This window comes from Arenibacter nanhaiticus, from assembly GCF_900141935.1.
GTDB classification, from domain to species: domain Bacteria; phylum Bacteroidota; class Bacteroidia; order Flavobacteriales; family Flavobacteriaceae; genus Arenibacter; species Arenibacter nanhaiticus.
The window spans coordinates 31574-54753 of the sequence record NZ_FQYX01000006.1 but is presented as its reverse complement, the minus strand read 5'-3'; the positions used below and the strand labels follow the sequence as shown (position 1 = coordinate 54753).

The following is a 23180-nucleotide window of genomic DNA, read 5'->3' as shown; positions in this document are numbered from 1 at the left end:
AAGAGCATACCTTATGTATCTTCCTGTCTTGGGTTTTTTATTTCTAATCCATAACACATTCTTTCCTAATCCTTCACGACACTCTCCCTTAACCATTGCTCTATTACTACCTATAAACCAAGCCATATCATAATGCGTTAGGGACCGCAGCGGCATCCCCGCAGCAACGCAAGGGATATAGCGAAGTGCCCGACCGACGAAGGAGGGAACGCCCAAATTACAGCACTAAGGGCTATGGGTATTGGAAGGCTACCTCTTATAATGGCTACTTCCCAACGCATTCGGACCCGTTTTAAAACAAGCGGAATTTTGAATGGATAATTTTCTGATCATGTTATTCCGTACAATCGAACCCCTAAGGCTCAATAAATAAAGGGCATGATTACAAACACCATCGCATGGCATTTTAAATTTTAGTCTTATATAAAACGCCAATAATTAGCACGTATTTAAAAAATTCAGGATATTTAACCTTTTAAAATTGAACTTAGGATTCCTAAACTTTACAGTCTTGGTTATGAAAAACATACTTGCCTCTTGTACTATTGTACTTGTTCTTTTCTTGCTCCCTTCATCGGTTTTTTCCCAAACGACCAATATCATTTCTTATAATATTAAATACGATAATGAGGGCGATGCCTTAAACAATTGGAACGATCGAAAGACTAGTTTGGTGAAGTTGGTACAGCATTACGAAACCGATATTCTGGGGATACAAGAGGGGCTGCATCGCCAGGTTGATTATTTAGACAGTGTACTTCGCAATTATGACTATGTTGGCGTAGGAAGGGACGATGGTAAAACCAAGGGAGAATACACTGCTATTTTTTACAGGAAAGATAAGTTTAAGGTTGTACAATCCGAAACTTTTTGGCTATCGGACACCCCCGAAAAGGTATCTGTGGGATGGGATGCTTCTATGGAGCGTATTTGTACTTATGCCTTGTTGGAAGATGTAGTTGCCAAAAAACAATTTTGGGTTTTTAACACGCATTTTGACCATAGGGGAACTCTAGCAAGAGCTAATTCTGCACAGCTTATCCATAAAAAAATCACCGAAATCAACACGGCAAATTTACCGGTTGTCCTTATGGGCGATTTAAACTTAAGTCCAGAAGAGGCTCCGATACAATATTTAAAAAAACATCTGACCGATGCCCAAGAATTTTCAGAAAAACCATTCTACGGACCGGTTGGCACCTTCAACGGCTTCGATTTAAATAAAATAGCAGATCAAAGGATCGATTATATATTTGTTCAAAACCTACAGGTATTGTCTTATGTACATATCGATGACAAACTGGACAACAACAAACACATTTCCGATCATTATCCTGTATTTATCACCATTGCAAATCCGTAATGTATCATGTATATCCCATCCCATTATAAGAATACGAACCTAGCAGAAGTAAAGGAATTTTTAAAACAAAATAGCTTTGGCATTTTGGTAAACCAACTAGAGGGCCGCCCTTGGGCGACCCATATTCCTTTAGAGTTAAGTGAAGACCAGGACGGAAAGGATATTTTGGTAGGCCATCTCTCCAAGGCCAATCCACAGTGGAAATATTTTAAGGAACAAGAAGAGGTGTTGGCTATTTTTAATGGTCCCCACAGTTATATTTCTTCTTCTTGGTACCAGCAAGAGGAAGTCCCTACCTGGAATTATGTTGCGGTTCACGTGTATGGGGCTGTAAAAATATTGAGTGAAGCCGAGGTGCTGGCCTCCTTGCACCAACTGGTAGACAAGCACGAAAAAGTGGCCAAAAACCCTATTTCCCTACACCATATGTCTGCTGAGACCATGAATCAGATTCAAGGAATTGTAGGTTTCCAAATTGCCATTACCGATATACAGGCCACCTATAAGCTTTCTCAAACCCGATCGCAAGACCATGCCAACATTATAGACGAGCTACAGCACCAAGAGCATTCAGGGGCTAGGGAAATAGCTGAAATGATGAAAAACAACACCAAAAAATAATGCGAAAGCCCCCTGGGCACCTACTATAACCGTCATAAAAATGAGCACAGAAAAAGAAAAGGAATTGGCCGCCAAGGCTGCTATAAAATATATTGAAGATGGGATGACTATAGGCCTGGGAACGGGCTCTACGGCTGCCCATATGATTACCGCCTTGGCAGAAGAGGTAGCCAAGGGATTAAACATCGTAGGCATACCCTCGTCTGAAAGCACTAAGAAATTAGCGTTGGCCAATGGTATTCCCCTTACCGATTTCGCCAATATTTCGGCTATAGACATCAATATAGACGGCACAGATGAATTTGATCCCTATTTACAACTTATAAAAGGTGGCGGTGGCGCTCTTTTAAGGGAAAAGATTTTAGCCTTTAATTCTAAACTAAATATTATTATTGCCGATTGCCATAAACAAGTCTCTCGACTGGGAAAGTTTAAACTCCCCATTGAAACCATTCCTTTTGCTACGCCGATTTTGATTAAAAAACTGCGGATAATGAACTTACACCCTATTCTTAGGGAAAAAGACAACAGCCCTTTTATTACCGATGAAGGCAATTATATTCTAGATCTGGACATCACCCATATAAGCAATGTCGCCCAATTGGAAAATACCCTAAAACAACTTCCTGGTATTGTTGAGACCGGACTGTTCTTGGATATTGCGGATATTGTTATAATAGGAAGGGGTGATACTACGGAAGTCTTTAAACGTTAAGGAGCTAATTGATTGGTCTAAGCACTCTTAAGCAGCATCTGTTAATCGGTTTCTAGCAACCTTAAATGGTGTGTAAATGTTTTAGAAGGTGATCTTTAAGGCCTTTGCTGATGGGAATTACTTTTCGTTTGATTTCCAAATGATGATCTGCTACCACATCTAACTTGGAGATATTGACAATATAGGAGCGGTGCACCCGAATAAAACTGGAGGCTTTTAGTTCCCTTTCTACCGTCTTGAGGGTTGTACTGATGAGATATTTTCCCGTTTGGGTCACAATATTGCTATAATTCCTATCGGCTTCAATATAGAGTATTTCATCGAGCAGCAGTTTTATCATTTTACCATTGTGCCTAACAAAAATCCGATCTTTAAGTACTTTAAAATTTTCGAGTTTCTGCAATCTATACCCCATATGGTCCTTTAACTGTTCGGCCACTAAGGCGATGGTTCTTTCTAAATTAAGGGAATTAAAGGGTTTGGGAAGAAAGGCATAGGGACGGGTGCTTTTTGACTTTGAAAAAGTAGCTTCATCCGTATTGGCGGTCAGGTACACTATAGCTATATCCTGGGTTTGTTGGATCTTCTTTGCCGCTTCTATACCGTTTAAGGTGCCTTTTAGCAGTATATCCATAATAATAATGTCGGGGGTATTTAGACCTGCATGCATCACGGCTTCTTCTCCCCTCGATTCTATGCCAGTAACTTCATATCCCAAGGCTGTTAATTGCAGGGAAATATTCGCTGCGACGATCATATCGTCCTCTACAACCAAAATTCGGGTTTTTTCGTGTATCATAAGACTGCCTTTGGTTGTTGAAATTCAAAAGTCACCGAGGTACCTACGCTTTTTTTCAGTCTCATTTTCCCATCCAATTGTTTTGCCAAAAGATGTATCAATTGCGTGCCAAAACCGCAGTCTGTTATCCCCGGCAAATCGCCCATGCCCACCCCATCATCGCTGACCCATAGCTCTAAATGAAGGGGTGTCTTTTTAAGCCCAATGTTTATAGTGCCCCTTAAGCCGTTTGGAAAGGCATGTTTTAGGCAATTCGTGAGCAATTCATTCACTAGTAATCCCAAGGACATTGCCAAGTCTATAGGCAGGGTCGTCTTTTCCAATTCATATTTTATTAGAACCTTATCCGCTGCCCCGTAGGTGTGGAGCATATAGGCCCCCAAACTTTTAAAATAACCAGACATTTCAATGGCTTCGCCATGGTATCCCTGACACAAATTCTGATGGATCATATTCATACTCTGAATGCGGGTCTGAAAGTGGTGAAGACTGTCTTTTAGCTTCTGATCCTTGACATGGGCAGCTTGCAGGGCAAGCAGACTGCATACTACTTCAAAATTATTCTTAACCCTGTGGTGGATCTCTTGAATTATCAATTCTTTTTTTTGGATCTGTAAAAGCAGGAAATGATTTTTCCTTCTATTTTGTATTATTATCACAAAACCGATCAGCAATAAAAATAATAACAAGCCCAATAGCCTTGGGGTTAGGACCAGGCCAGCAAATTGTTTCCGAACATGATTGTCTTGCAAGGAACAACTTTCTTCTTTTTCAAATAGTCCTATTGCTGATGGTACCTGTACTACTCCACTGCTAATGGTTGTGGTGAAAATTTCTTTTTTAGAATCCCTTTGGTCCGATAAAGAAGGACAAAGGTGCCCATCGTTATAATTCCCCTTATAGGATGTTCCAATATCTTGAAATGTTGCAAATTGATCCGTATATACTTTATGATCCTTTAAGTCTGTAATACAACTATAGGAAATTACCGAAAAGATCAAATAACTTAAAAGGATTATACAGACGAGTTTTCCCATTTCTTAATCATATATAATTAAAAAATCCGGGGATAATAAATATACGAATATTATTTCCAAATTCCACTTGGTAAATAAAATCCTTGCTTTGGACAAAAAAGCTATGCCTTCGTCCTTAACCGGTTAGTTATAATAAATAAAATGTATTACTTAGAATACTCCAAATTCTTAATTCGCTTTTTCAATCCTATAAAGGCTATTGCTATAATAAATATGGGTATTTCAATTTCTTATTTGTAAAAGATCGTAAACCCCATGGGCTACCCTTGCTAATGGGATAAAAGTACGGGAGAGGAAAATTTACGGCCCTCATACCGGATAAGAATGATAGTGCTTCGGAACGGACTCATTTTCCTTGGCAGCACCTTATTTTCAGACCTAGGTAAGGCTCTTAGAATCCCTTACCTCTAATAGGATATCCTTAGAAAATGTCCTCTTTATAAAAAAAACAATTTCGCAGACAAATTAAACAACTACCAATACAGCGTACTATGGGAAGACAACTGATAAAATTCATCGGAGCATTACTGTTATTCCTGCCTTTTGGATCCGTACAGGGACAAGAAGAGGAGGTCTCACAAGCATATTGGGTACACGAAGACCTAGTAAAGCCATCGATGGTATCCGAATATGAAAAAACGGTCAAAGAGCTTCTAAACCTATTAAAAACACATGAGATACAGATTACGGGATGGATTGCCCTAAATACTTATGACGCCAGTTATAGTTTTGTGTCTCCCATTAAAAGTATGGCAGACATCAATCACCAAGTTTTTATCGAGCTATCGGAAAAAGCTGGCAAAGAGACGGTAAGCGAGATTTTTAAGAGAATGGACAAATGCTATGATACCGAACTCGACTATGTCATTCACTTAGACAAGGAGCTCACCTACATGCCCAATGGAATTACCCTAACCCCAGAAGGGGAAAATTTCCGGACCATGCATTGGCTGTACGTATCACCTGGCAACCGGGCTGTTGTTAAAGAACATATGATAGCTGTTAAAGACCTGTTTACCAGAAAAGGATCGCCTGTACACTATAGGGTATATCGCAGTGGTTTTGGGGCCGACGGCGAACATTATTTAGTGGCTATAGCGGCAAAGGATGCCCTGCATTATGCCAGCCGAAGTTTAGAAAACGATGAATTACTGGGAGATGTGGGACAATCCGTTATGAGCGACTTGTTGAGCAGCTTATTAAAATACAAACAAAAACAGGGAGAAATTAGACCTGATTTGAAATACGCGCCAAACTAGACCAAGGCTCAAACATCAAAACCAGGATCCCTTTTACCGATAACAATATAAGCAATACCTTTTTTAGGAAGGGCAGTCGGTAGCCAATACCAGAAAAAACAAACGACCATGACATGGTTAGAATTAAGAACTATTCTGACGAACTAAAGCCTAAAGACCAGAAATTGGCGCAAGCATTGGAAGTTACTTTTTGAGCCACCAATAGTACTCCGATCAGAGAGACATAGGGAATAACCATTAAAACAAGTAACCTAATGAAAATCATTATTTTATACGGCTTAATCGTCTTTTTTTTTACAAGTTGCCAACCTAAAGAAATAACTCGATATACGAATAGCTCTCCAGAGGTTAATAAAGTTCAGGAACTGGTAAAGGATTACAATGAAGGAAACTGGGAATCATGGTTGAGTCATTATGCAGATACGGCCATAGTACGCCACAATACCATAGCCCCCTCTACCCCTTTAGAAATTCAACAAGGGCTACAAAATAATTTGCAGCCTTTGTCCAAGTACGGTTTTTCGGATGAAGCTATGTTTTGTGAAATGATAATAGACGATAAAGGCCAAAAATGGGTAAATTTCTGGGGAACCTGGGAAGGTACCATGGCAGCTACCGGCGAAGAACTCGTCATTCCGATACATCTTACCCTTCAATTTGTAAACGGTAAAATTGTATTAGAGCAGGGATATTATGATTTATCCAAATATCTGGCAGCCATCGAGAAATTGGAAAATCAAAAACCGGGCAAAAAAGCAACTGTAAAAAACTAATCTATTCAGTTTAGTCCCTAAAAAACTGCATTTAATCGGATTTGTTAAGAATATCGAAACAACCTTTGTTATAATAGAATATAGACCATATAAAATGACTTCCCAACATAGTGATTGGCACAGAAAAGCCGTTCAAAGTTACGGTGATGTTGGGCGAGAAACCGAGCGTAACAATTCCCCCTTCAAGACACACTAGAATATGAACCTTTAAATAATAGATCCTATGAAAACAATAATGTATCTCGTATTACTCATTCCCTTCATGGTAATATCACAGGCTCCCAAGGAGTACAACGTCATTGAAAATGCCATGCTCACCGCAAATCCAGAAAAAATACAGGAATTTGAAAGCGGGATGGCAGCACACAACAAAAAGTACCATGCCCAAGGTATCTATGGGGCTAGGGTATATTGGATTGCCAACGGAAAAAACGCCGGCAAGTATGTTTGGGTGATGGGCCCATTACCTTGGAGCGCCATGGATACCAGGCCAGCACAAGAAGGACATGACATGGACTGGAATACCAATGTACTTCCATATATGCTCCCAGAAACCGAGCAGCATTATTGGAGGTTTCATCCTGAATTATCGAACTTTAGCAAGGATTTCACTATAAAAAACCTTTTGATATTTGTGGTCGATGTAAAGCGGTTTAAACATATGGAATTCATGGAAGCCGTAAAAAAAGTACAAAAGGTATATTTGGAAAAAATGCCCGATCACCCCTACGGCATCTACATAAATGACATGGCCAATATGGAAGGAATGGATTTTGCATGGGTAGATTTCTTTGAAAAATCTGCTTGGATGGGAAACAGGGATTCCTTTCCCTTACATTATGAAGAAGTATATGGTTCTGGAAGTTTTAAGAACTTTTTAAAAGAGATTGAAGATACGACCAACGGTGAATCTGAAGAATTGTGGATTTACAAAGAGGCACTTAGCGGTCTTGGCGGAAAAGTTTTGGCAGCATCAAGGCAATAAAGCAATGGAGTACTATGCTTATGTGGGGCCGTACTCAAAAGTACCACCTCGACTGTTTTTATGGTACCCATGGGGAAATGACGCTAACAAACCCATTTATGGCCTTCGTATCAATAGAGCAATACCAAGGCTAATGACGCCCGAAACCCTGCTAAAAACGCTTCTAAAATAGTGCATCCGCTCATTATTAGAGCTCTTTTAACTTTCATATTTTACTAAAAATAAGTACATTAGAGTATAACCCACTTAAATTAGTACATCATGGATACAATTAAGTCTTTAAACAAATGGGCCAATGCGCATACTTATTATCCATTGGACCTGTTACGAGTAGCTCTGGGTGTATTTCTCTTTATAAAAGGAATCCAATTTATGTCCAATCCCGTAGAAATGGCCGAAATATTCAGACCATTCCAAAACATGCCTATGGGTATTTGGATAATGCACTATGTAGCACCTGCACATTTTATAGGCGGCTTTTTACTGGTCATCGGTTTGCTTACCCGTCTAACTGTATTAGCGCAATTGCCAATCTTAGTAGGAGCCATATTGGTGAATTTCTTCGGAGAAATGAATGTTAACAACCTATTGTTGGCCAGTATCACCTTTTTGGTATGTGTTTTCTTTCTATTTTACGGATCGGGAAAACATTCTGCAGATTACTACTTAAAAATGCAACAATAGAAGTAGGCGTTTACACCTATTCCTATGGTCGCATTATTTATATTTTTTCCCTAACTACTAGTCTTTTGACGTCTGGTCGGGGAAGTATGTTTAAAATTAGCCACATTTTAAAGAGTAAAAGCCACTATCTGTCGAAAATGAAATCCTTTCAATTATAATTTCTTTTGTACTAGGGTTGCTCTATTAATTTGGGCGTTCCCTCCTAAGTCGGGCGGGCCCTTGGCTATATCCCTTGCGTTGCTGCGGGGATGCCGCCGCGGTCCCTAACGCGGGATATTGGTAAAATATAACCATTGCCCCATCTGCCCATTGGAAAAATAAAAAACGAGAATACCACCCTTAGGTTATTCGCAGCTATCTATGTAGACCATCAATTGTATTGGTCTGCATTGGTCGTTTTCCTTTGGAAGCGCACTCTAATGCAACTTGCTTATCCGTATTGTTTTCGCCATTTGGGGCAGCTTAGATTTCTTCTGCCAACCAAGCTTTCATCATCCATACGGTTTTTTCCTGTTCGGTAATAAAATCGCTCATCATAGCATTGGTCCCCTCATCGGAAGCTTCTGCCGAGGTCTCTAATATGGCTCTTTCAATGATCAAAAGTTCTTGTAGAGAGTCGACTATTAGCCGAATAGCCTCCTCGTCCTTAGAAATATTTTTTCCTGCCCGAACCTTTGCATTGCTAATATAATCTTCAAAAGTGTGATAAGGAACCCCACCCAAAGTAAGGATACGCTCGGCGATCTCATCTACTTTTAAATTGGCATCTGTATACAGTTCCTCAAATTTAACATGTAGATCAAAAAACCTTTTTCCTCTTATATTCCAATGAATTCCCCGAAGATTCTGATAATAGCGTTGAAAATTTGCCAATAACGTATTTAAATCATCGCTTATTAATTTCGACTTGCTAGCACTGAGTCCTATACTATTTAATTTCATATTGTTATTTTTTTAAGTTACCTGCAAATTACTTAAAAGAAATTAGACTTATTCCCAATCGTCATCTATGGAACTGATCTTGAAATAGTATTTTCTTATACCAACAAAAAGAAACCGCTAAAAATCTATTCATACCCCTACAGAACTAGGGCTTCTAAATAGAATCGGCCTAAAATATCGGAGTAAACCCAAATCAGCATAGTTTTTACTGATAGTTTTCATATTTTTATTGTTTTAAATTATACTGAATGACCATAACACAATTACAATATGTATTGGCCGTTGCCGAATATCAAAATTTCACTTTGGCCGCAGAAAAAAGTTTTGTAACCCAGCCTACTTTAAGCATGCAGGTGCAAAAGCTTGAAGAGGAATTGGATATTATCATTTTCGACAGAGGAAAAAAACCTATAACGATTACAGAGGTAGGTCAGAAAATAGTAAATCAGGCCAAAAACATTGTGAATGAGGCCAACCGAATTAAGGATATTGTAGACCAGGAAAAAGGATTTATAGGTGGGGAATTTATATTAGGTATTATCCCTACGATAATGCCCACTTTATTGCCAATGTTCTTAAAGACTTTTATAAAAAAATATCCGAAAGTAAATTTAATTATTAAGGAACAGAGTACCGAAAACCTTATCCGTAATTTACAGGATGGACATTTAGATGCGGCCATCGCCGCCACTCCGTTAGAAATTGAGTTTATCAAGGAAAGGCCTTTGTATTACGAACCCTTTGTTGGCTATGTCCCTCAGCTGCACCGATTGGAAAAAGTTACCGAACTGTCCCCTGGTGACCTGGACATTAACGATGTGCTTCTGTTAAGGGATGGACACTGTTTTAGAGACGGAGTCATCAACTTATGTAATGCCTCCAAAAGTAATTTAAAAGAACAGTTTCAACTCCAAAGCGGAAGTTTTGAAACACTGATCAACCTTGCCAACGAAGGCTTGGGAATGACGCTTTTACCCTACTTAAACACATTGGAGCTGGACGATAAAAAAAGGAAAAACCTCAAATTTTTTAAAGCCCCTTCCCCTGCTAGAGAAGTAAGTCTCATTTATCATAAAAGTGAACTTAAAATACAGATCACCGAGGCTCTTTACGATATCATCGCCGGTGTAATAAGAGGAGCTATCACCTTTCAGGATGTAAATATTGTAAGTCCCCTTAATAAATAAAGAAAATGGGCATACCAATCCATCGATATTAATAACAACAATCGTATTGAGTATACAAATGCCACTCCTAGCTTTTTTGGACTTCCGATTAGAGAAAGTCCGAATAAATAAAAAACCACTTTAAAAAAGTGGTTTTTTATTTATGTTTTTAAACAAAGTAAACTTGGTCGCAATTCTGGCTTATCAAATATAAATCTCTGTAACCAGACTTTTAATTCTTCTAATTCAAAAGGCAATAGTCGTGTGATTGCTTTTTCTAATTCTTTACAAAACAGTTTGGTATCAAAACTAACCTTTTGGAGTACAGTCTTGGTGTACTCTAACATAGCTCTTGCCATATCTCAAATTCATTTTTTTGATTGGTTTGACTAATATAACTAATAAAAGATATATTATATTACAATACTATTGTTAATTAATAGATAAAATGTTTTTTTTTTCGACCAAACCCCGATTTATGGCCCTTATTTCACCTACAAGAAAATACCTTCAATTACTGTCAGCCCTTATACTGCTTCTTCATTCATTATATGGATGTAAATCACTACCACATAAAAAACTACACCTTACGATAGACCAAGCCTTGGCTTCCGAAGGCAACAATAATTACTTCCAAGGAGTGTTTATCTACGATCCACAAAAAAAGGACACCCTATACCAACATAACAGTCAAAAATATTTCACCCCTGCCAGTAACACCAAGATTTTCACGCTCTTTGCCTCACTTAAAACCCTGCCAAACAACATTCCTGCCTTAAAATATGTTGTTCTGGGCGATACCCTTTACATGGAAGGCACAGGCGACCCTACCTTGTTACACCATTATTATAACGACAGTACGGCCCTGAAATTTGCCGCTGGTTATCCAAATATCGCCCTACATTTAAACAATTTCCAGGAAACCAAATTTGGACCCGGATGGGCTTGGGATGACTATGACAGAAACTATAGCCCCGAAAGAAGTGGTCTTCCCCTTTATGGAAATACCCTGTCTGTTTACCAAACAGACACAATAGTAGCGAGCCCCAGTTTTTTTAGCCCGAAAATCATATCGCAAAAGCAGGCTACGCGAAGAGCGCTAACCGAAAACCTTTTTTATGTAGCACCTAACCGAAAGGACACCCTAGAGATTCCTTTTTTGGTAGACAGCCTGGTCATACAAAATTTATTGGAAAAAGCACTACATAAAAAACTGAGCCTTGTACCAAAAATGCCGGCTTCAGAAAAAAGGACCATATACAGCATACCTTCAGATTCGCTCTATACAAGAATGATGTACGAAAGTGATAATTTTATAGCCGAACAGTTGTTAATCTTGGCTTCCTCTACCCTTTCGGACACTTTAAGCAGTGCTAAAGCACGAAACCATGTCTTGGACACCTACCTAAAAGAAATGCCACAATCGCCACGCTGGGTAGACGGTTCCGGACTTTCTAGATATAATTTGTTTAGCCCAGAGTCTATAGTCTTTGTTTTAAACAAAATGTATCAAGAAATCCCACAAGAACGGTTATTGGGATATTTTCCCATAGGCGGTATTTCTGGAACCCTAAAAGATTCTTATCCCGGAAAAAACAGCCCCTATATATACGCTAAGTCGGGTTCCTTGGGGAATAATTATTGCCTGAGCGGCTATCTGCTCACTAATTCTGGAAAAACCCTCATATTTAGCTTTATGAACAATCATTTTAAAAAGAGTAGCAAAGAAGTAAAAGAGCAAATGCAAGAAATTTTTGAATGGCTCCGGGATAACTATTAACCACCTATCCTTTCCTTGTTTGCGTAAAGGCCAAATTCTCTGAAAAGCACCTTTAGTTTTGGTACTATATAGCTAGTGCAAAAAGGTTTGTTAGGATCGGTATAATAATAATTGTGAAACATTTCATCGGAAAACCTAAAAGCCTTAAACGGATATACCTGTGTAATTAGAGGAGTACTAAATTGTTGCTGCAATATTTCCAAGGAGGTTTCCGCACTTTTTCTATCAGCTTCATTAAAAGTATAAATGGCCGAGCGATACTTTTTTCTCATACTGTGTACAGAAGTACTGCGATGGGTATATAAGTGAATGGAGATTAAAACGTGCAGCCCAATTTTATCGGCTTGGTAATATACAATCACCGCTTCAGAAAAAGAATCTTCCCCGGTATCGATAGATATAAAACCCTGGTCTACTCCTACTACCCCATTGACGGACATAAATATTGCCTCTGTACACCAATGACAACCTCCCCCAAATGCTATTTTAGAAATCGTACCCATAAAAGTTTAGTCGTATCAAACAAGGGAACATAACCTATTTAATTTTGCGTACTGCAATAACATAATGGTTTTGGCATCTTTAATTTCTCCCGAGGCTACCATTTCCAATGCACTTTCAAAGGAGCATTCTATCACCTCTATATTTTCGGTTTCGTCCGCTGCTCCGCCACCATCACTTACTCTCATCGTATCTTCATAGCCAGCAATAAAAAAATACAGCATTTCTGTGACAGCACCAGGAGACATATAAGCTTCGAAAACTTTCTTTACGGTCTCTATTTTATACCCGGTTTCCTCTTCTACCTCCTTTATGATACAATCTTCCGGATGGTCACCATCTAACAAGCCAGCACAAACCTCTATCATCATTCCAGAATCATTGCCGTTTAAATACGTAGGCATCCTAAATTGCTTGGTTAATATTACGGTTCCCTTGTTTTGATTATACAGAAGAATAGCGGCTCCATTGCCCCTATCATAGGCTTCACGGGATTGAGCTTCCCATACCCCTTCTTCCTTTTCATATTCAAAAGTCACCTTTTCCAAGGTATACCAATTGTCGGACAAGAGTTCCTTTTTTATATTTCTTACCTTGTTGTTTTTCATTGCAAACGTTTATTGGCTTTTAACGGACAGATGCAATACGCATAGCTGATTTCGTATTTGCGACCAGTTTTCGGTCATGCCCATTTCAAATCATTGCTGTTTTATAGGATACCTAAGTGCTGAAAACACCTGTTTTCATTGCAATTACACCGTCACCGCCCTATTTAAGTAGCGGCGAAAAGGGAGCATTTCTTTATATATTTCGATGATTCTATCATTAAAATCATCCTGTAGCACTTCTTTTTTGGCAAGTGGGTGCATTACCGCAAAGGTTTTATTCCGCAACAATTCGATATGTGGATGACCATTGCTAAAACCCTTGGGCGCCTTTTTTAATTTTTCGTCTTCTACCAAGCCACCAAAGGCCGCCTTAAAAGTTGGTTTGTTCAGGATCTTTATCAATTCTTCTCCATCATAATCTATGCCGTCACGAATACTTTTTAATGTCTTAGGATCTGGCCGCCAGAGGCCACCTGCCAGCATACAATGCTTTAGTCCTATTTCTATGTAAAAATCGCCCTTATTGGGTTCCTTATCCAATCCGGCCCCAAAATGATCCTTATAAATGGGTTTATTGGGATGGAACATGAGGTTATTGTTAATTCTATTAATGCCTCTTTTTCCCGGAGTGGGATAGTATTCATCGTCAATCGCCGCTAAACTAAGATCCAAACCATTGAGCCAAGAAATATAACTATCGCGAACCTCATGGTACCATTTTCGGTTTTGATCCATCCATTCCTTGGAGTTGTTCTGATTTAACTGCTCCAGAAATTCGAATACATTTTTAAAGTTCATTTTGCTATTAAGTTCTTTTAGTGTAAAACTTCCCCTCGCCTTCTGGGAGGAGAAGTTATAAGTTGTTCTATTAAAAGCGGTTATCCCCATCTAGAAGATTTCCCAATCCCCCTAATACACTTCCTTCACCCTTGCTTTTTCCTCCTGGAATAGAAGCAACTATCCTGCCAGCCAACCTACTAAATGGCAAGGATTGAATATAGACTGTTCCAGGCCCTCTCAGGGTTGCAAAAAACAAACCTTCACCACCGAAAACCGTGTTTTTAATACCTCCTACAAATTCGATATCATAGTCTACCTCCTGCGAAAAACCTATAATACAGCCCGTATCCACTTTTAATACTTCGCCTGGTCCCAAGACCTTTTTAGCCATAGTACCTCCAGCATGTACAAAGGCCATTCCGTCGCCTTCCAACTTTTGCATAATAAACCCTTCTCCCCCAAAAAGTCCACGCCCCAGTTTACGGGAAAACTCTATACCTACGGAAACTCCTTTCGCGGCACATAAAAAGGCATCCTTTTGACAAATAAATTTTCCTTGTTTTTCCGCAAGGTCTATGGGAATAATTTTCCCCGGATAAGGCGAGGCAAAGCTCACCTGCTTTTTCCCATGTCCAACATTTAAAAAGGCCGTCATAAATAAGCTTTCCCCGGTAAGCAATCGTTTCCCTGCAGAAAATAATTTTCCAAGGACCCCACTATCCTGATTCGATCCATCTCCGAAAATGGTCTCCATTCTTATATCCGCATCCATCATCATAAAACTACCTGCCTCGGCGACTACCGCTTCTTGAGGGTCCAGTTCTATTTCTACATATTGCATTTCTTCCCCGTATATACGGTAATCTATTTCATGTGCGTTCATTTTCTTAAAGTTATTTTGTTAAACTATAAAATCGGTAAAACGAAATAATCTGTTCGCTGTCCGTTTTAAACTAAAATCGCTCTATAAGTAAAACTAAAATACAATTTGTTACAAGCAATAAGCAATTTCTATAATTTTTCAGCTATTTATTTATCTTTTATTTCTGCAGGTATACAGGCTTTATTCGCAGCTCCTAGACCAAATAACTATGCTACTTATTTGCGTATCATACATTTTAGGAATAGCCCTTTTACAAATTACAAGCCCCCCCTTTTGTCCTAAACACAGCAGCAACTTTCTCCAAAATGGTATTGTGCAGTTAACAATTCATCTTACTCCTTCACTTTAAGGGTCCATTCAAAATTAAAGGTAGAAACCACAACTCCCTCTTCATTTTTACCCACAGATGTCATCCACAAGGTCTGCCCTTCACCGGTCTTTGCCGCCTTTTCTACAATTTCTTGAACAAGATGTCCATCTTCACAACTAAATGTAATTTTTCCGGTAGCTTTTTTAGTAAAAGAAGCCTTGTTATTGGCTACTAACATAGATATATTTTTACCGCTGCTTTTTATTCTACTGATTACCAAGGCTCCGGTCGATAGTTCTGCAGCCATCCCCTGAACGGCCCAAAACATAGATTTAAACGGATTTTGATTAATCCATCTATGCCGTACCGTTACCACTGCCTTCTGTTCATCTAAATGCCTTAGCCGTACGCCACACCACCATGCCGATGGAAGCTTAAAAAAGGTAAAGGTGTTGAATTTACTTGCGTTTGCCGCCATATTAACAGATATTTTTTTCTAAAAGTATTGAAAAAAACCGAAGGACTAAAAGTTAATTTTATGTTAATTTACAGTACTTTGTTTTGCATAGTACCTTCTTTTAGACATATATTTGCATAAGAAACTATTATGTCATGGTAACAACAGTAAATAAACACGAAAGAAATTTGGCCTCCATCATACATGCCTCCACTTTTTCAAAGTATTTATTTCCGTTTGGAAATATTATTGTTCCATTGATACTTTGGGTTGCCAACAAGAAGACATATGAGTTTGTTGCCGAACAGGGCAAACAGGCCATAAATTTCCAAATTAGTCTTTTGGTATATTCCCTGGTCTTAGCTATGTTAACGATACCATTTTTTATCGGCATATTATCAGAAGTCCTCCTTTGGGAAAACTTCAACTTTATTGCTCCAATGAATTTTGAGGACTTCTCTATACATCTGGATAGTCAAAATTTTCATGTCCCAACTTTTATATGGCCCGTTGCGATACTTGTTTTGGGGCAGATAATGCTGTCAATAGTAAATATTGTTTATACCATTTTAGCGACTATCAGGAGTAACGAAGGTGAAAATTTCAAATACCCTTTAACCATCAATTTTATAAAATAGTCAACTTATAAAAGTGCTCATCACACTTAAAACCAGTGTTTATTCATCAAATCAATTAATGCGTTCCCTGAAGTTGGAACCATTGCCCATCATCAATTAGAGCTTCACCACTGAATGGGTTAGGCTCAAAAAAACGAACAGTTAAATTATTATAATCATGCCACTATGAACATTGAAAACACAAAGGCGCAAATGCGAAAAGGGGTTTTGGAGTATTGCATTCTCTCTATTTTAGACGGAGAGGACAAATATACCTCTGAGGTCCTAGAAACTCTTAAAGACGCTAAAATGCTTGTTGTCGAGGGTACTATATACCCTTTGCTCACAAGGTTAAAAAATGCAGGACTTCTTAATTATCGCTGGGAGGAATCCACTTCGGGACCACCTCGTAAATACTATACCCTCACAGAAACGGGAAAAATGTTCCTAAAGGAACTAGACACTACCTGGGACGAATTAAGAAATGCAACGAACCTAATTACAAATACAAAAAATAGCCAAAAATGAACAAGACAATAAATATAAATCTGGCCAATTTATTCTTTCACATAGATGAAGTAGCCTATAGCAAATTGCAGCGGTATTTGGAGGCCATAAAAAGGTCTTTTGCCAATACTAGCGGTAGCGATGAAATTATTGCTGATATAGAGGCTCGGATTGCAGAGTTGTTCCATGAGAAAATGGAAAATGAAAGACAGGTAATCACCTTAAAAGAGGTCGATGAAGTCATCAATATTATGGGCCAACCAGAAGATTATATGGTAGACGAAGATATCTTTGAAGATCTTCCCAAAAGTACTTCCAATCCCATTAAGATCAAAAAATTATACCGTGACATAGAGTCCAAGTATATTGGGGGTGTTTCGGCAGGCTTAGGACATTATTTTGGAATCGATGCCCTTTGGATACGGCTTATCTGGATTCTATTGACCATTTTTAGTTGGGGTGGATTTGTATTTATCTATGCCTTATTATGGATCCTTGTCCCTGAAGCGGTTACCACGGCTCAAAAATTGGATATGACCGGTGAAACCGTTAACATCAGTACTATTGAAAAAAAAGTTAAGGAAGGCTTTGACGATGTTGCGGAAAAGGTGAAAAATGTAGATTATGAACAAGTAGGGAATAAAGTTAAAAAAGGCAGTAAAAATTTTTTTGACGCCCTAACAGAGATTATCACCTTTCTATTTAAAATCATCGGAAAAGTTTTTGGCATTTTTCTTATAATCCTTGGGGCAGCCGGATTAGTGGGTTTGTTTATTGGTCTTTTTACCGTGGGGGTTCTAGAGGTCATTCATATCCCGGGAATTGACTTTTACGATATGATAAATTCTACCGGAACCCCTATATGGCTGGTATCCTTATTATCTTTTTTTGCGATCGGGATTCCGTTTTTCTTCCTTCTTTATTTAGGGTTGAAAGTTTTGATCAACAATCTTAAATCTATCGGAAGCCTCGCTAAGTACTCCTTAGTAGGGCTATGGTTCCTATCGATTGTAACTTTGGTTGTCCTTGGTGTACAGCAAGCAACCGCCCATGCCTATACCGGAAGTACTACCACAAAGGAAATACTACCTTACAATATTGCCTTGGACACTCTACAAATTACCATGAAAAGCAGTGACCTATATGAATATCAGGAAGATTACGATTTTGACGGAATGAGGGTCGCTTACAACGATAAGGGGGAAAAGGTGTTGTTTAACGATGAAGTAAGATTTAACCTGAAGATTTCCGAAGACGGACAAGCACATATCAAAATCACCAAGGACGCCAGCGGACACTCTTTTAACGATGCCAAAGATAGAGCCAGCAAAATCGCCTATAATTATGAGCTAAAAGGCAACAAACTAATCTTGGATAGGTTTTTTATTACTGCCGCCGCAAATAAGATCAGGTCACAGGACGTAAGGGTTACTCTGTACCTTCCAAAGAAAACCGTAATACGATTAGATAAATCGGCTAAAAACAAATTGGGTTATCGGACAAAAACAGATCGTGAAATGGATTTTTTAAATATGGAGGATTACCTGTGGCAAATGGGAGCTAATGGATCCCTGGAATGTGTAAACTGTCCCCTAAAAAAGGACCTCGATGAAAAGGAAAACAATAAAATATTAATAAACAAGGAAGGCATCGACATTGACATCAAGGACAATGGTGATTCTTTTAAAATGAAAATTGACGAGAACGGTGTAAAAATAAAGACAGGGAACTAGGTACAAGGCATACTATTCGTCCCCAACATACTACATTCCATCATCGATATTTAATTTTTCTTAGAAATAGAGTTTACATTTATCAATCAAAAATCGACCATCATGACAACATTAGCACGAATTTTAATCAGCCTAATCATCGCTATTTTAATTTCCTCCTGCGGCTTTGATCTTAATTTTGGAGCAGGCAAAAAGGGGAACGGTATTATTACCGAAGAGCGACGCCCCGTCCAGGAGAACTTTACAACCGTCACGGCTTCAGAAGGATTAAACGTTTTTATCACCCAAGGGAGTGATTTCGAGATTTTAGTAGAAGCCGATGAAAACGTGTTAGACCTTATTGGTACAGACATTAAAAATGGGACCCTACGGATCCACGCCCAGGAAAATATAGGAAAGGCTACCAAAAAAGTATTTGTAATGTTACCGAAAATTACTGCCTTGGAAACCTCCAGTGGCGCCAATATGCGCACTAAAAACACCATTACCGCCAAAAATGTAAAACTCAGTGCCAGTAGTGGCTCCAGGCTTCAAATAGAGCAGCTAATGGCAGATGACATAAAGGCAGGCACTAGCAGTGGCGCTTCCATAACCTTGGGCGGCGAGGTAAATAACCTATATACCAAAGCTAGCAGCGGCGCTTCTATAGACGCCAAAAACCTACTGTCCAACATATGTCAAGCCGAAGCTAGCAGCGGTGCCAACATACAAATAAACGTTTCTAGTTCCTTGGAAGCCGATGCCAGCAGCGGAGGCCATATTTCCTATACCGGCAAGGCACAACTAACACAACGCAAAACGAGTTCGGGCAGTGTATCCCATTTTTAAAATCCCGTATCTTAACGAGCCTAAAAGGAACTAGTAAAATATATAAAAAACCCATTGAAAATTCAATGGGTTTTCATTTTATAAGCGCTGTTGTTTGTTTATCTTAGTCCTTTAACCATCCATATGAAAATAAGTATCACCAAGTATGTGCTTCCTTTAAAGCACACTTTTAGTATTTCTCGTGAATCCCACGATTTTCAAGACTCCATGATCGTTGGCCTTTCTCGCGATGGGGAAACCGGCTATGGCGAAGCCACGGCAAATCCTTATTACAAGATGACTTTCGACAATATGAAAGCCGAGATAGAGGCCGTCAGAAACGAAATTGAAAATTTCAATTTTACCCTTCCCGAAACTTTTCATGCCTTTTTGGTGTCTAAAAACTTAAGCAATTTTGCTATTTGTGCCTTAGACCTTGCGGCCAATGATTTATACGGAAAACTATTGAACAAACCTTTGTATGACATTTGGCAAACAGACAACAGCACCTACCCCATTACTAATTATACAATAGGCATAGACTCTATACCTAAAATGGTCGAGAAAATGAAGGAAACTCCTTGGCCTATCTACAAAATAAAATTGGGCACTAAGGATGATGTCGAAATTGTAAGAGAATTGCGCAAGCATACCAATGCTATTTTTCGAGTCGATGCCAATTGTGCATGGACTGCTGAAGAAACAATTGCCAATGCTCCGATCTTACAAAAGCTAGGGGTCGAATTTATTGAGCAACCTTTAAAGGCCGATGATTGGGAAGGCATGAAAAAAGTACAGCAACATTGTGTACTCCCTGTTATAGCCGATGAAAGTTGTATTGTTGAATCCGATGTACCGCAATGTGGACTTCATTTTAACGGGATCAATATAAAATTGACCAAATGTGGTGGACTCACTCCTGCCCGACGCATGATCGCCGAGGCCAAAGCCATGGGCATTAAAGTTATGGTAGGCTGTATGACGGAATCTAGCGTTGGCATCTCTGCCATTGCCCAGCTTATTCCGCAATTAGATTACGTTGATATGGATGGTGCCATGCTTCTTAAGGAAGATATAGCCCACGGGGTTATTATAGAACAAAACGGAAATATTGTATTTCCGACCCTGGGGGGAAGCGGAATAAAGATGCGATAATGGCATATTATATTGACGAGTTTCCGGGCAGAACCATTGTACTGGGGCAACAGGAGTTTTTATATTTTGGAGGCACTTCCTATCTAGGCCTTCAGGGCGATGATGAATTTCAAGACCTGCATATAGCCAATATAAAAAAATACGGTACGCATTATGGAGCTTCGAGGAATTCGAACATCCGATTTTCGGTATATGAACAAGCAGAAAACTTTCTGTGCGACCTAGTGGGGAGCGAGGCCTGTACCACGCTTTCTTCGGGCTACTTAAGCGGACAAATGGTGGTTCAGTATTTTGACAAGCCCTCGTATGAATTCTTTTATGCCCCAAATACCCATGCTTCTCTGTCTAAAAGCAATGTCTGCTCCTATACTACCTTTGCAAGCCTTGATATTGCCTTAAGGGAACATTTGGCCCATAAGCCACATATCATTCCTTTAGTTTTATTGGATACCGTAGAATTTTCGGGTACTCATTACCCCGCTTTTGAAGGCTTAAAATCGCTTCCCTTAGACAAGGTCATCCTCATTGCCGACGACTCACATGGAATTGGAATTTTGGGCACTCAAGGAGGTTCTATGTATCGCTACTTATTGAGCCTAGCACCAAAGGAACTTATCGTATGTTGTTCTTTAGGAAAAAGTTTAGGTATACAGGCCGGTGCCATTTTTGGCACAAAAACAAGAATCGACCAGTTTACAAACACCCCTTTTTTTGGAGGTGCCAGTCCGCCTGCCCCGGCAGCTATGGCTACCCTAATGAAAAGCACTGCGATATGCCATAAAAAAAGGACCGCACTACAAAAGAATATTGCATTGTTTAAGCTAAAATTAGGTAAAAACGTCCATTTTACCAGTATGCCATATCATCCGGCATTTAGTTTTAAAAACCCTTCCCTATCCGAATATCTGGAAAAGAACAAGGTGTTGGTAACCAATTTTCACTACCCCGATGCGTCGGCCGAGATGAAGAGCAGAATTGTTATCAACGCCCAACACACTAAAAAGGATATTGAAAGACTTTCACAGTTACTTCAAACTTTTTTTTCTCGATAAATTAAATTATTCTTAAGAATCAATATTAATAATATATTTTTTTCATTTTTATGGGTTTTGTCTAATTTATTTTGTAACTTTTTGTGGTAATCATGATATTATATATCACTAAAACCTTACCCCATGAAAAAACTACTTGGATTGGTTTTTATGGTGTTATTTTTAGTTTCAGCAACTAATTTTACATCTCCAAAACTACAAAACGAACACTCCTTAGAAGGTACTTGGGAACTTGTTAGCTTTAACAATTACGATGGTAACGAAATTGTTAAAACCATTCCTACTACGGATGGTTATCGGCAAATCAAAATGTATTATAACGGAAAAGTTATGTGGACCCGATATGTCCCTAAAGATTCTTCGGAATGGTTTGGTTATGGTAGCTATTCGACCACAGAAAACTCCCTAACCGAAAATATTGAATACATGTCTGCCACCATGGTGAAAATTGCAGGGGATTTAAGGGAATTTAAGTTTGAACTAGTACTGAACAAGGACAACTACAGTCAAATTACGGTCGATGAGGAAGGAAACAGAACCTTCTCTGAGAATTATGTTCGAATCAAATAAGAGATATAACTTCTTTATAAAAAACAAAAACCGCTCAACTTTAGGAGCGGTTTTTGTTTTTTATATGGTATCATTTATGCTTTAAGAAACTTCTTCTGCAGACTCTACAGTAGCTAAATAACGTTCAGCATCCAATGCCGCCATACATCCTGTTCCGGCAGCCGTAATAGCCTGTCTGTATTCTTTATCCTGAACATCTCCACTAGCAAAAACACCAGGTTTACTTGTTTTGGTCGATTTCCCTTTAGTAACAATATACCCGGTTTCGTCCATTTCCAATTGCCCTTTAAAGATATCGGTATTGGGTTTATGTCCAATAGCGATAAATAATCCGGTAATAGAAATATCTTCTTTTTCTCCGGTAACATTATTGACCATTCTTAAGCCTTCTACCACTTGATCTCCTAATACGGTGTCTACTTCAGTGTTGTAACGGATTTCAATATTATCGAGACTTTCAACCCTATGCTGCATCGCTTTTGAGGCTCGCATATGATCCTTTCTCACCAACATGGTTACTTTCTTACAAATATTTGCCAAATAAGAAGCTTCTTCGGCTGCGGTATCACCGGCACCTACAATAGCTACGTCTTGTCCTTTGTAAAAGAATCCATCACATACGGCACATGCAGATACACCGCCTCCTCTTAGTTTTTGTTCACTAGGAATCCCTAAATATTTTGCAGTAGCTCCGGTTGAAATGATCACCGTTTCTGCTTCTATAACCTTGCTGTCGTCGATAGTTATTTTATGAATGCCTCCAACCTCATCACTAAATTCGACAGCTGTAGCCATTCCAATTCGAACTTCGGTACCAAATCTTTCTGCCTGTTGCTGTAATTGCACCATCATCGTTGGTCCGTCTATTCCTTCTGGGTATCCTGGAAAATTATCTACCTCCGTAGTTGTCGTCAATTGTCCACCAGGTTCCATTCCGGTATATAGAACAGGTTTTAAATCTGCCCTTGCTGCATATATTGCCGCAGTATAACCTGCAGGTCCCGAACCTATAATCAGCGTTTTTAAACGTTCTATTTTTTCTGTCATAATCAAAATCTTCAATACATGTTATATGG

At 39.0% G+C, this 23180-nt stretch carries 26 protein-coding genes; 16 read left to right on the top strand and 10 right to left on the bottom strand.

The window, feature by feature from the left end:
- The first annotated feature begins 517 nt into the window (after positions 1-517).
- From BUA16_RS05500 to rpiA, 3 genes are read left to right on the top strand one after another with little or no spacing between them, the layout of a single operon-like run.
- The gene (locus BUA16_RS05500) at positions 518-1363 is read left to right on the top strand and encodes an endonuclease/exonuclease/phosphatase family protein (RefSeq protein WP_072763647.1); all 846 of its coding nucleotides are present in this window, start codon (positions 518-520) and stop codon (positions 1361-1363) included.
- A gap of 6 nt (positions 1364-1369) precedes the next feature.
- Positions 1370-1984, top strand: a complete 615-nt coding sequence (locus tag BUA16_RS05495) for an FMN-binding negative transcriptional regulator (protein WP_072763646.1) — start codon at positions 1370-1372, stop codon at positions 1982-1984.
- A gap of 40 nt (positions 1985-2024) precedes the next feature.
- Entirely contained in the window at positions 2025-2699 is a 675-nt protein-coding gene (rpiA, locus tag BUA16_RS05490; RefSeq protein WP_072763645.1) for a ribose-5-phosphate isomerase RpiA, read from the top strand.
- Positions 2700-2760: 61 nt separating this feature from the next.
- Here the strand turns inward: rpiA and BUA16_RS05485 are convergent, their stop codons facing one another.
- On the bottom strand, positions 2761-3498 hold the full coding sequence (locus tag BUA16_RS05485) for a LytR/AlgR family response regulator transcription factor (RefSeq protein WP_072763644.1): 738 nt from the start codon (positions 3496-3498) through the stop codon (positions 2761-2763).
- A complete protein-coding gene (locus BUA16_RS05480) occupies positions 3495-4535 on the bottom strand; it encodes a sensor histidine kinase (protein ID WP_072763643.1) in 1041 nt (346 codons plus the stop codon). The genes BUA16_RS05485 and BUA16_RS05480 overlap by 4 nt, the downstream gene beginning before the upstream one ends.
- A 491-nt stretch (positions 4536-5026) precedes the next feature.
- Here BUA16_RS05480 and BUA16_RS05475 point away from each other — a divergent pair, with 491 nt between their 5' ends.
- The 4 genes from BUA16_RS05475 to BUA16_RS05460 all read left to right on the top strand — a co-directional run bounded on the left by BUA16_RS05475 (position 5027) and on the right by BUA16_RS05460 (position 8236).
- Positions 5027-5794 (top strand): hypothetical protein, encoded by a 768-nt coding sequence (locus BUA16_RS05475; RefSeq protein ID WP_072763642.1) that lies wholly within the window; start codon positions 5027-5029, stop codon positions 5792-5794.
- A 254-nt stretch (positions 5795-6048) separates the two neighbouring features.
- Entirely contained in the window at positions 6049-6567 is a 519-nt protein-coding gene (locus tag BUA16_RS05470) for a nuclear transport factor 2 family protein (RefSeq protein WP_072763641.1), read from the top strand.
- A 223-nt stretch (positions 6568-6790) separates the two neighbouring features.
- Positions 6791-7552 (top strand): hypothetical protein, encoded by a 762-nt coding sequence (locus BUA16_RS05465; protein ID WP_072763640.1) that lies wholly within the window; start codon positions 6791-6793, stop codon positions 7550-7552.
- A gap of 261 nt (positions 7553-7813) precedes the next feature.
- A complete protein-coding gene (locus tag BUA16_RS05460; protein ID WP_072763639.1) occupies positions 7814-8236 on the top strand; it encodes a DoxX family protein in 423 nt (140 codons plus the stop codon).
- 462 nt (positions 8237-8698) lie between these two features.
- Here the strand turns inward: BUA16_RS05460 and BUA16_RS05455 are convergent, their stop codons facing one another.
- Positions 8699-9178 (bottom strand): Dps family protein, encoded by a 480-nt coding sequence (locus BUA16_RS05455; protein ID WP_072763638.1) that lies wholly within the window; start codon positions 9176-9178, stop codon positions 8699-8701.
- Between the two features lie 248 nt (positions 9179-9426).
- Between BUA16_RS05455 and BUA16_RS05450 the strand changes: the two genes are divergently transcribed.
- Positions 9427-10365 carry a LysR substrate-binding domain-containing protein gene (locus BUA16_RS05450; RefSeq protein ID WP_072763637.1) on the top strand — a complete coding sequence of 313 codons (939 nt, stop codon included), beginning with the start codon at positions 9427-9429 and terminating at the stop codon, positions 10363-10365.
- A 140-nt stretch (positions 10366-10505) separates the two neighbouring features.
- Here BUA16_RS05450 and BUA16_RS05445 read toward each other — a convergent pair whose 3' ends face one another.
- On the bottom strand, positions 10506-10703 hold the full coding sequence (locus BUA16_RS05445) for a hypothetical protein (RefSeq protein WP_072763636.1): 198 nt from the start codon (positions 10701-10703) through the stop codon (positions 10506-10508).
- A 119-nt stretch (positions 10704-10822) separates the two neighbouring features.
- Here BUA16_RS05445 and BUA16_RS05440 point away from each other — a divergent pair, with 119 nt between their 5' ends.
- Complete coding sequence (locus BUA16_RS05440; protein WP_072763803.1) at positions 10823-12124, top strand: D-alanyl-D-alanine carboxypeptidase/D-alanyl-D-alanine-endopeptidase; 1302 nt, start codon at positions 10823-10825, stop codon at positions 12122-12124.
- On the opposite strand, the gene BUA16_RS05435 is transcribed toward BUA16_RS05440, so the two are convergent.
- The 5 genes from BUA16_RS05435 to BUA16_RS05415 all read right to left on the bottom strand — a co-directional run bounded on the left by BUA16_RS05435 (position 12121) and on the right by BUA16_RS05415 (position 15684).
- Positions 12121-12627, bottom strand: coding sequence for a peptide-methionine (S)-S-oxide reductase (locus BUA16_RS05435; RefSeq protein WP_072763635.1), 507 nt, complete (start codon positions 12625-12627; stop codon positions 12121-12123). The genes BUA16_RS05440 and BUA16_RS05435 overlap by 4 nt on opposite strands.
- A 15-nt stretch (positions 12628-12642) precedes the next feature.
- On the bottom strand, positions 12643-13233 hold the full coding sequence (gene nudK, locus BUA16_RS05430; RefSeq protein WP_072763634.1) for a GDP-mannose pyrophosphatase NudK: 591 nt from the start codon (positions 13231-13233) through the stop codon (positions 12643-12645).
- A 144-nt stretch (positions 13234-13377) separates the two neighbouring features.
- Complete coding sequence (locus BUA16_RS05425; RefSeq protein ID WP_072763801.1) at positions 13378-14031, bottom strand: DUF2461 domain-containing protein; 654 nt, start codon at positions 14029-14031, stop codon at positions 13378-13380.
- A 70-nt stretch (positions 14032-14101) separates the two neighbouring features.
- Positions 14102-14896, bottom strand: a complete 795-nt coding sequence (locus BUA16_RS05420; protein WP_072763633.1) for a TIGR00266 family protein — start codon at positions 14894-14896, stop codon at positions 14102-14104.
- 332 nt (positions 14897-15228) lie between these two features.
- Positions 15229-15684, bottom strand: a complete 456-nt coding sequence (locus BUA16_RS05415) for a DUF4442 domain-containing protein (RefSeq protein WP_072763632.1) — start codon at positions 15682-15684, stop codon at positions 15229-15231.
- 134 nt (positions 15685-15818) lie between these two features.
- Between BUA16_RS05415 and BUA16_RS05410 the strand changes: the two genes are divergently transcribed.
- The 7 genes from BUA16_RS05410 to BUA16_RS05380 all read left to right on the top strand — a co-directional run bounded on the left by BUA16_RS05410 (position 15819) and on the right by BUA16_RS05380 (position 22104).
- Positions 15819-16301 (top strand): DUF4870 domain-containing protein, encoded by a 483-nt coding sequence (locus BUA16_RS05410; RefSeq protein WP_072763631.1) that lies wholly within the window; start codon positions 15819-15821, stop codon positions 16299-16301.
- Between the two features lie 165 nt (positions 16302-16466).
- Positions 16467-16808: a PadR family transcriptional regulator gene (locus BUA16_RS05405; RefSeq protein ID WP_072763630.1), complete on the top strand. Its 342-nt coding sequence runs from the start codon at positions 16467-16469 to the stop codon at positions 16806-16808.
- The gene (locus BUA16_RS05400) at positions 16805-18520 is read left to right on the top strand and encodes a PspC domain-containing protein (protein WP_072763629.1); all 1716 of its coding nucleotides are present in this window, start codon (positions 16805-16807) and stop codon (positions 18518-18520) included. The genes BUA16_RS05405 and BUA16_RS05400 overlap by 4 nt, the downstream gene beginning before the upstream one ends.
- A 102-nt stretch (positions 18521-18622) precedes the next feature.
- Positions 18623-19348: a head GIN domain-containing protein gene (locus BUA16_RS05395; RefSeq protein WP_072763628.1), complete on the top strand. Its 726-nt coding sequence runs from the start codon at positions 18623-18625 to the stop codon at positions 19346-19348.
- 123 nt (positions 19349-19471) lie between these two features.
- Positions 19472-20482, top strand: a complete 1011-nt coding sequence (locus BUA16_RS05390; protein ID WP_072763627.1) for a dipeptide epimerase — start codon at positions 19472-19474, stop codon at positions 20480-20482.
- Entirely contained in the window at positions 20482-21534 is a 1053-nt protein-coding gene (locus BUA16_RS05385) for a PLP-dependent aminotransferase family protein (protein WP_072763626.1), read from the top strand. Before BUA16_RS05390 ends, BUA16_RS05385 begins: the two co-directional genes overlap by 1 nt.
- Positions 21535-21657: 123 nt before the next feature.
- Positions 21658-22104, top strand: a complete 447-nt coding sequence (locus BUA16_RS05380) for a hypothetical protein (RefSeq protein ID WP_072763625.1) — start codon at positions 21658-21660, stop codon at positions 22102-22104.
- An 81-nt stretch (positions 22105-22185) separates the two neighbouring features.
- Here BUA16_RS05380 and trxB read toward each other — a convergent pair whose 3' ends face one another.
- Positions 22186-23151 (bottom strand): thioredoxin-disulfide reductase, encoded by a 966-nt coding sequence (gene trxB, locus BUA16_RS05375; RefSeq protein WP_072763624.1) that lies wholly within the window; start codon positions 23149-23151, stop codon positions 22186-22188.
- Positions 23152-23180: the final 29 nt, after the last annotated feature.